The organism is Streptomyces sp. SID3343, assembly GCF_009865215.1.
Lineage (GTDB): Bacteria > Actinomycetota > Actinomycetes > Streptomycetales > Streptomycetaceae > Embleya.
Genome location: NZ_WWJX01000679.1, coordinates 20,318 through 30,660, shown reverse-complemented (window position 1 = coordinate 30,660; position 10,343 = coordinate 20,318). Strand labels below are relative to the sequence as shown.

The following is a 10,343-nucleotide window of genomic DNA, read 5'->3' as shown; positions in this document are numbered from 1 at the left end:
GCGGGCCGCGGCGGGGCCGCCCTGGAGCAGCACGGGCGCGGCGGGCAGCGGGGCGAACGCGGCCCATGTGTAGGCGCCGGGGACGCGCGGCGAGCCGGGTCCCGGGGTGCTCGTGAGAGAGGTCGAGTCGCCGCCTTGGGGCGCGCTCGTGGTGTGGCCGACCGGGCGGGCCGGGTTGTCGTCGTCGCCGCCCTTGAGGGCGAACCATGCGCCCACGCCCACGGCCGCGACCACGATCACGCCGCACAACACGAGCAAGGTCCGCCCGCGGCCGGTCGCCGGTCCGCGGCGGGGTCGATCGCGGCGGTGCGACTGCACCGGCACGGCTTCGTCGAACACCGGGCGGGTCAGGTTGGTGTGCGTGTCGCGGCTGCCGTCGGCGGCCTCCGACGTGCCGGACACCAGCGGGACGACGCCGGCCGGGCGCGGCACGGGGGTGTCGTGTCGGCCGGCGTGGCCGTTGGGGTCGGGGACGTCGAACGCGGGCAGCCCGATCAGCGCGGGCAGCGCCGAGCGCAGGCGTTCGCCGAACTCGCGGGCGGTGAGCCGCGCGGCGGGCGCCTTGGACAGGCAGGACGCGAGCACGGCGGCGAGCGGATCGGGCAGTCCGGGAATGCCCGGCACCGGCTCGGTGACGTGCCGGCGCAGCACCGCGCCGGGGTGTCCGCCGCCGAACGGCGTCCATCCGGTGAGGAGTTCGTACAGCACGGTGGCGAGCGCGTACACGTCGACCGCGGCGGTCGGCTGGAGTCCCTCGATGATCTCGGGCGCGAGGTAGTCGGGGGTGCCGATGATGCGGGTGGCGCGGGTGCGCCGCGGCGCGTCGACGAGGCGGGCGATGCCGAAGTCGGTGAGCCGGGCCCGGGAGACCCCGCCCGAGTTGTCGATCAGTACGTTCTCGGGCTTGACGTCGCGGTGGATCACGCCTTCGGCGTGCGCGGCGGACAGGCCGTCGGCGACGTCGGCGACGATCGCCGCGGCCAGGCGCGGGGTGAGCACGCGTTCGCGTTCCAGCCGGGCGCGCAGGTCGGGGCCGACCACGAGATCCATCACGAGCGCGAGGTCGGTGCCGTCCACGACCAGGTCGTGCACGCCGACGATGTTGGGGTGGTCCAGGCTGGTCAGGGCCGTGCGTTCCTGCACGAAGCGCGCGACCAGGACCTGATCCGACGCCAAGTCTTCGCGCAACAGCTTGATGGCGACGGGTCCCTCGGGGCCCTCGCCTTGCCAGACGGTCCCGCTGGCACCGCGCCCGAGCACTTTCAGGGCGACGTATCGGCTACCGATCTTGCGTGCCAAAGCAGCTCCGTGGACCCAGCGAGCGAGGTGCTCACAGTGGACTTCCCCGACCGCACCCTACGCGGCCGGCCCCCGGATTCGGGGACGGTCGCGCGGGACGGCGTGTACGAGGCCGTTCGCGATCCGGGCTTGACGGTACGTCAGTTCTGGCCTCCGTCACCGCCGCTGTCGCTGCCGGAGACGAAGTCCTTGATCTGGTGGTACCAGTCCTGAACCGTATCGAACCAGCCGAAAGCCGTGTCGACCCAGTCGTGCAGCGGGCTGAACCAGTAGATCGCGAACAGGATCGCGGCCATGATCACCAGCCGCAACAGGCAGCCGACCGTACAGCCGACGCCGGGGATGCTGGTGAGCCTGAACCCGCGACGGCGACGCGGCTCGGGCTCGCGTGGTTCGCGTTCGCGGCGTTCCCGGGGTTCGCGCGACTCGCGGGGTTCGCGAGGTTCGCGCACCGGACGTTCGCGGCGGCGCGGTTCGCGCTCGGCCGCCTCGTCGCGGCGATAGCGCGGCGGCGGTGGCGGAGGGCCGGGCTCGGGCGCGGGGGCGTTGTACTGCGGCGCGTTGTGTGGTGGCGCGTTGTGTTGCGGCGCGCTGTGCTGTGGGGGTTGGGCGTAGGCGGGCGGCGGCGGATAGTGCGGCTGCGGCTGTGGGTAGCCGGGGGGCTGCGTCATCACCCGCGTCGGGTCGGGCGTGTTCGGGCGCTCGGGAGGCATCGGCGGCGTGGCGTAACCGCTCGGGTGCTGGGTGACCACGCGGGTGGGCTCGTCCGCACCGGGGTTGGCGCCGAACGAGGACTCGGCGAGGATGCGCCCGAGCGAGCCGTCGTCGGGGCGCACGCCGGCCACGATGTCGGCCGCGAGGCGCAACGCCCGGCCGAGGCCGTGCGCGTCGGGTCGTACCTCCGGCTGCTTGGCCAGGCAACGCTCGGTGACCAGCCAGTAGGCGTCGGGCATCCCGGCGGGCCTGGTGGGCATCTCGGTGAGGTGGTGGTGCAGCAGTGCGATGGGATTCGTGTCGCGGAACGGCGGGTGGCCGGCCACGAGTTCGTACAGCACGACGCCCGCCGCGTACACGTCGACGGCCGGTGTGAGCGGGCGGCCCTCGGCGGTCTCGGGGGCGACGTAGCTGGGGGTGCCCACGAGTTCGTGGGTACGGGTGAGCGCGGGCGAGTCGGCGAGGCGGGCGATGCCGAAGTCGGTGAGCATCGGGTAGAGCGAGTCGCCGTTGCGGGCCAGCATGATGTTGGCCGGTTTCAGGTCACGGTGTATGACCCCGTCGGCGTGTGTCACGCTCAGCGCGTCACAGATCTGAGCCATCGTCAGCGCGGCGGCCGCGGGCGGCAGCGGGCCGTTGTCGCGCAGGTAGGTACGCAGGTCCGGGCCGTCGATGAGGTCCATCACCAGGGCGAGCGTCTCGCCCTCGACGACGAGGTCGCGCACGTGCACGAGGTTGGGGTGGCGCAGATTGAGCAGGAGCGATCGCTCGCGCAGGAATCGGGTGACCACGTCGGGGTCGGTGCCCAATTCCTCGCGCAGCACCTTGACCGCGACGACCTCGCCCGTGTCGCGGACGCTCGCCCGCCACACGGTTCCGCTGGCCCCGCGCCCCAGGGTTTCCTGGAGCAGATATTTGCTGCCGACCGGCCGGTCCACGACGCTCCCCACTGTCCTGTCCGCCACCTGGGCGGTGGTGCCGGGTTGCCTTCCACCCTAGGTGGTACTCAGCTACGGACGCATCGCCCCCGAGTACGGTTCGATGCTCCGACCCGCATTCCGCGTGGCAGGTCCAACGGTGCGCGGGTTCGGGCGTTTCATGGCACAGACGGTTGATTACGGGAGATTTTCGGACAAGCGCCGTGGCGCGTCGGGTTTCCCGGGGTGCGGTTCGGGAGCCGCGTTCGGGCGTGTGTTCGGGGGTGGTTCCGGCCTTGCGTTCGGGTTCGGTTCGGGGTTCTGTTCGAGGTTGCGGCAGGCTTCGCCTCGGCTGTGGGCGACATGACGGTCGCGGGTGCGAGGATGCCTCTTGTTTTCTGCTCGGAGGAGGGAGGCGCATGCAGATCCGGCTCACCGTGCACGGCCCGCAGCGGACCGGTCCGGGCGCTGATGTGCTCGTCACCGCGCCGTCCGGGACGACCTTCGCGGGGATCGCGGGCGCGCTGCGGACCGCCTCCGGGACCGACGGTCAGCGCTTTTGGGTGGGTGACGTGCGCCTGCGTGACGACACGCCCGTGGGCCGTCCCCCGTTGGTGGACGGCGCGTTGGTGACCGTCGACGCGCTCGGCTCGCCCTCGCCCTCGGCCGGTTCGCCGCAACTGCGGGTCGTCGGCGGCCCCGACGCGGGCGGTGTGCACCTGTTGCATCAGGGCGGAGTGCGCATCGGCCGCGCGCCGGAGGCCGAAGTGCGCCTGGGCGATCCCGATCTGTCCCGGCTGCACGCCGAACTGTGGATAGAACCCGGTCGGATCCGGGTCGCCGACCTGGACTCGACGAACGGCACGACGGTGGACGGGATGCCGATCGGCCGCGACCCGGTCGACCTGCCGCCGGGATCGCTGCTGCGGCTCGGTGAGTCGACGTTGCAGACGTTTTTGCCGCAGCCCTACGGCTCGCCCGAGGACACCGAGGGGGCTCGCTCGCGAGCGGACGGCACCGGGCACATCGAGGTACGTCGAAGCACGCGCGCGCAGTTGCCGGTGCCCGCCCGGGCGCGTTTCGAGCTGCCGGAGGAAACCCCCGGCCGACGCCGCCCGTTCGCGCTGCGGCGCAAGGCGGGGGGCACGGTGCGTGAGGCGGTGGAGGCGAAGGCCCGCTCGGCGCTGCTCGACGAAGTGCGGTGGCGGCGCGATCAGTCGCCGGATCCCGCGACGCTGCTGCTCGACGCGCTGGCCACCGGCGAGCCGGGGCCTTCGGGGCGGCTGTGGGAGCGTACGCCGGGCCATCCGGAGGCGCTGAGCGTGCGGTTGGGGGTCGGCGACCTGCCGTCTCGGGTGACGCTCGTCGAGGCCGCGGGCGGCGCGGACGCGACCGGCGCACCCGCTACGGCGGGCGATGCGGGCGAGTCGCGCACGCTGACCGCGTTCTCCGTGCCGGTCACCGTCTCGCTCAAGGACGCCGTGCTGGGATTGGCCGGAAATCGCCTGCGGTTGCTCGGACTCGCCCGCTCGATCGTGGCCCAGCTCGCCGGGCTGCACGGTCCGCAGGACCTGGAACTCGTCGTGTTGTGCGCCGATCCGGGCGCCGCCGGGGACTGGTCGTGGGCCCGCTGGCTGCCGCATCTGCGGCCGGCGCAGGGGCAGGACTGCCGACTGCTGGTGGGGCTGACGCGTGATCAGGTCCGGGCGCGGGTGGTCGAGTTGCTCGCGCGCGTGGACACCGCGGAGCGGGTGCCGGCGCGGCGTACGGTCGTCGTCCTCGACGGCGCGGGCTCGCTCGCGGGGCAGCCGGAGATCGTCCGCCTGCTCGCCGAGGGACCCGCGGCCGGCGTACACGCGTTGTGTCTGGACGAGCGGGCCGAGGAACTGCCGTTGCAGTGCTCGGTGGTCGCGCACGTCACGGGCGAGGTCGGTACCCGGCTCGACGTGGTGGGACCGGGCACCCGGCGCGTGGACGACGTGGTCACCGACGCGGTGTCGTCGGCGTGGGCGGATCGCTTCGCGCGGGCGCTGGCTCCGCTGCGGGAGGCCACTCGGCGGGTCACGTCACCGCTGCCGGAATCGGTACGCCTGCTCGACCTGCTCAATCTCGACCTGCTCACCCCCGCCAAGCTGCTCGCGGGCTGGCGCGAGGCGGGCCATTCACCGCGCGTCGTCCTGGGTGCCGACGCGCGCGGCGCGGTCAGCGCCGACCTGTCGCAGGACGGCCCGCACATCGTGATCGGCGGCGCGGCGGGCTCGGGCCGCTCGGAGTTGCTCGCGTCGATCCTGTGCTCGCTCGCGGTCGCCAACCGGCCGGACGAACTCACCATCGCGCTGGTCCGCGGCCCCGAGGGCCTGGCCGAGTTGCCGCACATCGTGGGCTACCTGTCGGACGGCGACGCCCCCTCGTCGGACGACGCGATCATCGCCGTGCGCGACGAGTTGGACCGCCGCGAGGGGTTGCTGCGCGGCACCGCGTTCGAGGCGTATCGGGCCGGTGCGGAGCGGCCGCTGCCTCGCCTGGTGGTCGCGGTGGACGACATAGACCTGCTGGCCGAGGCGTATCCGGGCTTCGTCAAGAGCCTCGCGGACGTGGCCCACCGGGGCGGCGCGCACGGCGTCCACCTGCTGGTGACGACCGGCCGGCCCGCCCGCACCCCCGACATCGAGGCCGCGGCGGGCGCCGAACTGCGCATCGCGTTGCGGGTGGACGACCCTCAGGCGTCTCGCGTGCTGATCGACGTGGAGGACGCGGCGGGGGTGGACGAGGACTACCCGGGCCGCGGCTTCGTCCGAGGCGGCGACGGTGCGGTGGTCCCCTTCCAGGGCGGCCGCATCACCGGCCGCATGCCCCGCACCGCCACCCTTCGCCCCACGGTGGTCCGCCAGGAATGGCAGGAGATGGGCAACAGACTGGCCAGGCGCCCCACCCCGGTGGGCGGCGGCAAGGGCCCCACCGACCTGGCCCTCCTCACCGGCGCGGTCCGCCGCGCGGCGGAGCAACTGGGCGCCTCCCCGCAACCCCCGCTGTGGCCCCGGGCCCGCCTACAAAAACTCGCCCAAAAAGGCCAGTGAACCCACCCCACCACCCCGAACCGGGCCCACGCCGGGCCAAGGCCGCGAGGCCGGATCACCTCACCCCGGTCGCCGTACAACCGCAGCCTCCGACCCGAACGCAACGGGTGGTGCGGGTGGGAACGATCTCCCACCCCGACCAACCACCCCCCGCAGCGCAAAACGCCCAACCCCGACCACCCCACGGGGCCACGCGGCCATCGAGCACGCCCTACACCGGCAACCCAGGCGCCGGGTACCCCGCCAACAGCTCCCGGACCTCCGCCCGAACCGTCGCGACCCCGCCCTCCGACCCCGCAGCCACATCACTCACCACCCGGTCGATCCACCGTGCGACCAACGCCATGTGCTCCTCCGTCAGTCCCCGAGACGTGAGCGCAGGCGTCCCGATCCGGATCCCGGAAGGGTCGAACGGCGAGCGCCGATCGAACGGCACCGTGTTGTGGTTGACCACGATCCCGGCCCGATCCAGGGCCTTGGCCGCCGGCTTGCCCGCGACGCCGCGCCGCGAGAGGTCGATCAGCAGCAGGTGGGTGTCCGTCCCACCGGAGACCAGGTCGAAGTCCCGCGCCGCCAACTCCTCGCCGAGCCGTCGCGCGTTGGCGACGACCTGGCGCGCGTATGTCCGAAAATCGTCGGTCGCGGCCTCCCGCAGAGCGACCGCGATCGCCGCCGTGGTGTGGTTGTGCGGGCCGCCTTGCAAGCCCGGGAAGACCGCCTTGTCGATCGCCTTGGCATGCTCGCGGCCACACAGCAACATCGCGCCGCGCGGGCCGCGCAGCGTCTTGTGCGTCGTGGTCGACACGACGTCCACGTGGTCGACCGGCGACGGGTGCACCCCGCCCGCGATCAGCCCCGCGATGTGCGAGACGTCGGCGACCAGCGTCGCGTCCACCTCCCGGGCGATCGACGCGAACCCCGCGAAGTCCACCGTGCGCGGCACGGCCGTCCCCCCGCAGAAGATGATCCTCGGCCGCTCGCGCAGCGCGAGGTCGCGGACCTCGTCGAGGTCGGTCCGGCCCGTGTCCGCGCGCACGCCGTAGCGAACCCCGCGAAACCACGTCCCCGTCGCCGACACGCCCCACCCGTGGGTGAGGTGGCCGCCCATCGGCAACGACATCCCCAGGACCGTGTCGCCCGGCTTCGCGAACGCCAGGTAGACCGCGAGGTTCGCGGGTGAGCCCGAATAGGGCTGCACGTTCGCATGGTCGACGCCGAACAACGACTGGGCCCGTTCGCGGGCGATGATCTCGATCGGGTCGACGTTTTGCTGGCCCTCGTAGTAGCGGCGACCCGGGTAGCCCTCCGAGTACTTGTTGGTCAGTACCGTCCCGGTCGCCTCCAAGACGGCGGCGGAGACGTAGTTCTCGCTCGGGATCAGCCGCAGCGTGTCGTGTTGCAGGAGCTCCTCGGCCCGGACCAGGGAAGCGATCTCCGGGTCGACGGCGGCGAGTTGATGGTGACGGTTCGTCACGTGTCCGTGGATGTCCATGAGTTGCCTCGGTCCTCCGGCTCGGTTCACAGTGCGTGTGATCCGGGTGCCCAGGCGGACGACACCTCGTCGGTGGAACCGCCGCTCCCTCGTGGTCGATCCCACGCGTACGCCAGTCGCGGCCCGCTCAGCATACGGAGCGCGACCCGCACCCGTCCCGCCATTACCCAGCGATGATCAAAAGTTACGAATAAGCCTCGTTAACCGGGGAAAGGCTTGTGGCCGACGCCACACCAGGCGTAGCACGGGACAACACAACGCGGGATCTGTCCACCATCGGGGGCATTCGTGGCGGAAGTGGTACTTGACCGGGTCGGCAAGGTTTACACGGACGGCACAAGGGCGGTCAAGGAGCTCGATCTGACGGTCGCGGACGGGGAGTTCCTCGTCCTGGTAGGTCCGTCGGGCTGCGGGAAGACCACCGCACTGCGGATGGTCGCGGGCTTGGAGGAGATCAGCGAAGGCACGGTGCGCATCGGCGACCGGGTGGTCAACCGGGTGCCGTCGCGCGACCGGGACGTGGCCATGGTCTTCCAGAGTTATGCCCTGTATCCGCATCTGAACGTGCGGGACAACATCGGATTCGGGCTGCGCCTGCGGAAGTTGCCGAAAACCGAGATCGAGGAGCGAGTACGCAAGGCCGCGCAGACGCTCGGCCTGGAGGAGCACCTGGGGCGCAAGCCCCGGCAACTGTCCGGCGGACAACGCCAACGGGTGGCGATGGGGCGGGCGATCGTGCGCGAGCCGCGGGCGTTCCTGATGGACGAACCGCTGTCCAATCTCGATGCCAAGCTACGCGTGCAGATGCGCGCCCAGATCGCCCGACTCACCCGCGATCTCGGCGTCACCACGCTGTATGTGACGCACGATCAGACCGAGGCGATGACCCTCGGCGATCGGGTCGCGGTGATGAAGAAGGGTGTGCTGCAACAGGTCGCCGCACCCCAGGAGTTGTACGACCACCCGGTGAACCTGTTCGTCGCGGGCTTCATCGGTTCGCCCGCGATGAACCTGATGACCGGGACCCTGCGCCGCGACGACGACGGCACGACGAGCGTCGAAGTCGGGAGCCAGCGCCTGGCCGTCCACCCCGACGTGCTCGCCGCGCGCCCCGCGTTGGCCGGCTACGACGGCCGGCCGCTGATCCTCGGCATCCGTCCGGAGGACCTGTACGACGTCGCCCTGGAGACCGCGGAGCCCGTCGAGGGCGCGGTACTTCGGGCCAGGGCCGACCTCGTCGAGGCGATGGGCTCCGAGGTGCTCGTACACGTGCGCGTGGACGCGCCGCCGGCCCTCACCGAGGACGTCCAGGAACTCGCGCGCGATGTCGGCGCCGAGGACCAACTGCCGGGTTCGGAAGCTGCCCACTCCGAGGTCGTGGCCCGATTCGGGCCCCGCACCCGGGTGCGTGAGGGGTCCGATGTCGTGATGCGGGTGGCAACCGACCGGCTGCACTTCTTCGACCCGGAGTCGGGTCTTTCCGTTACGGAGGATGCATGAAGCGGTTCGTGGGCGCCTTGGCGGTCGCCTCGATGCTCGCCATGGGTCTCGCGGCCTGCGGCGACGACGACAAGAAGGACGACAAGAAGGGGGACGCGACGCCCACCCAGAGCGGCGGCGCGCCCGCTCCCCGCCTCGACGGCACCACGGTGACCGTCGCGGCCGTGTGGACCGGCGACGAACAGGCCGCCTTCAAGAAGGTGTTGGCCGACTTCGAGAAGCGCACGGGGGCCAAGACCGAGTTCGTACCGACCGGCGACAGCGCGTCCACCTTCCTCGGTCAGCGAGTCGAGGGCGGCGCGCCACCCGACGTCGCGTTCCTCGCGCAGCCCGGCGTACTCCAGCAGTTCGCCCAAAAGGGCTGGATCAAGCCGGTCGCGGCCGACGTACAGCAGAGCGTGCAGGCCAACTTCGCCGCGCAGTGGCAAAAGCTCGGCTCCTACCAGGACAAGCTTTACGGCGTGTACTACAAGGGCGCCAACAAGTCGCTCGTCTGGTACAACGCGAAGGTCTTCGAGACCGCGGGGGCCGGCGAGGCCAAGACCTGGGACGACCTGCTCAAGACCGCGGGCCTGGTCTCCGACTCCGGGACCCCGCCGTTCGCGATCGGCGGCGCCGACGGGTGGGTGCTCACCGACTGGTTCGAGAACATCTACCTGAGCCAGGCCGGGCCGGAGAAGTACGACCAACTGGCCAAGCACCAGATCCCGTGGACCGATCCGTCGGTCAAGGCCGCCCTGGAGACGCTGGCCCAGGTGTTCGGCAAGAGCGACTGGTTCCCCGGCGGCACCGGCGGCGCGCTGCAGACCGAGTTCCCCAAGTCGGTCCCGCAGGTGTTCGGTGACTCGCCCAAGGCGGGCATGATCGCCGGCGCCGACTTCATCGGCACCAACATCCTCAAGGACACCAAGGCCAAGATCGGCACGGACGCGAAGTTCTTCGGCTTCCCCGCCGTCGGCACCGGCAAGGCTCCCGTGGTCACCGGCGGCGACGTCGCGGTGGCCATGAAGGACACCCCCGGCTCCCAGGCGTTCCTCAAGTACCTGGCCTCGCCGGAGGCCGCGAAGGTGTGGGCCGAGCAGGGCGGCTACCTGTCCCCGAACAAGAACCTCGACGTCGCGGCGTACAAGGACGAGGCGACCCGCGGCATCGCCAAGAACCTGATCGGCGCGGGAGACGACTTCCGTTTCGATCTCTCGGACCAGGCCCCGGCCGCGTTCGGCGGGACCAAGGGCGAGGGCGAGTGGCGCGACCTGCAGGATTTCCTGCGCAACCCGGGCGACGTGGCGGGTGCGCAGAGCAAGCTCGAAGCGGACGCGGCCAAGGCCTACACGGGCGGGTGAC

At 71.7% G+C, this 10,343-nt stretch carries 6 protein-coding genes and 1 riboswitch; of the genes, 3 read left to right on the top strand and 3 right to left on the bottom strand.

Translation table 11 applies throughout. The features are described from left to right. Positions 1 to 1,299: serine/threonine-protein kinase (locus tag GT354_RS20805; protein ID WP_161357851.1), on the bottom strand; the 1,299-nt coding region annotated here is incomplete at its 3' end. Positions 1,300 to 1,439: 140 nt separating this feature from the next. Continuing rightward, positions 1,440 to 2,951 (bottom strand): serine/threonine-protein kinase, encoded by a 1,512-nt coding sequence (locus GT354_RS20800; RefSeq protein WP_161357850.1) that lies wholly within the window; start codon positions 2,949 to 2,951, stop codon positions 1,440 to 1,442. 398 nt (positions 2,952 to 3,349) lie between these two features. Here GT354_RS20800 and GT354_RS20795 point away from each other — a divergent pair, with 398 nt between their 5' ends. Then, on the top strand, positions 3,350 to 6,007 hold the full coding sequence (locus GT354_RS20795) for an FHA domain-containing protein (protein ID WP_161357849.1): 2,658 nt from the start codon (positions 3,350 to 3,352) through the stop codon (positions 6,005 to 6,007). Positions 6,008 to 6,218: 211 nt separating this feature from the next. Here GT354_RS20795 and glyA read toward each other — a convergent pair whose 3' ends face one another. Next, the gene (gene glyA, locus GT354_RS20790; protein ID WP_161357848.1) at positions 6,219 to 7,499 is read right to left on the bottom strand and encodes a serine hydroxymethyltransferase; all 1,281 of its coding nucleotides are present in this window, start codon (positions 7,497 to 7,499) and stop codon (positions 6,219 to 6,221) included. 41 nt (positions 7,500 to 7,540) lie between these two features. Next, a riboswitch (ZMP/ZTP riboswitch) is annotated at positions 7,541 to 7,629 on the bottom strand. A gap of 158 nt (positions 7,630 to 7,787) precedes the next feature. On the opposite strand from glyA, the gene ugpC reads away from it, so the two are divergent. Both ugpC and GT354_RS20780 read left to right on the top strand, forming a co-directional pair. Continuing rightward, positions 7,788 to 8,999 (top strand): sn-glycerol-3-phosphate ABC transporter ATP-binding protein UgpC, encoded by a 1,212-nt coding sequence (ugpC, locus tag GT354_RS20785; RefSeq protein ID WP_161357847.1) that lies wholly within the window; start codon positions 7,788 to 7,790, stop codon positions 8,997 to 8,999. Then, on the top strand, positions 8,996 to 10,342 hold the full coding sequence (locus tag GT354_RS20780; protein ID WP_161357846.1) for an ABC transporter substrate-binding protein: 1,347 nt from the start codon (positions 8,996 to 8,998) through the stop codon (positions 10,340 to 10,342). The genes ugpC and GT354_RS20780 overlap by 4 nt, the downstream gene beginning before the upstream one ends. Position 10,343 lies beyond the last annotated feature (1 nt).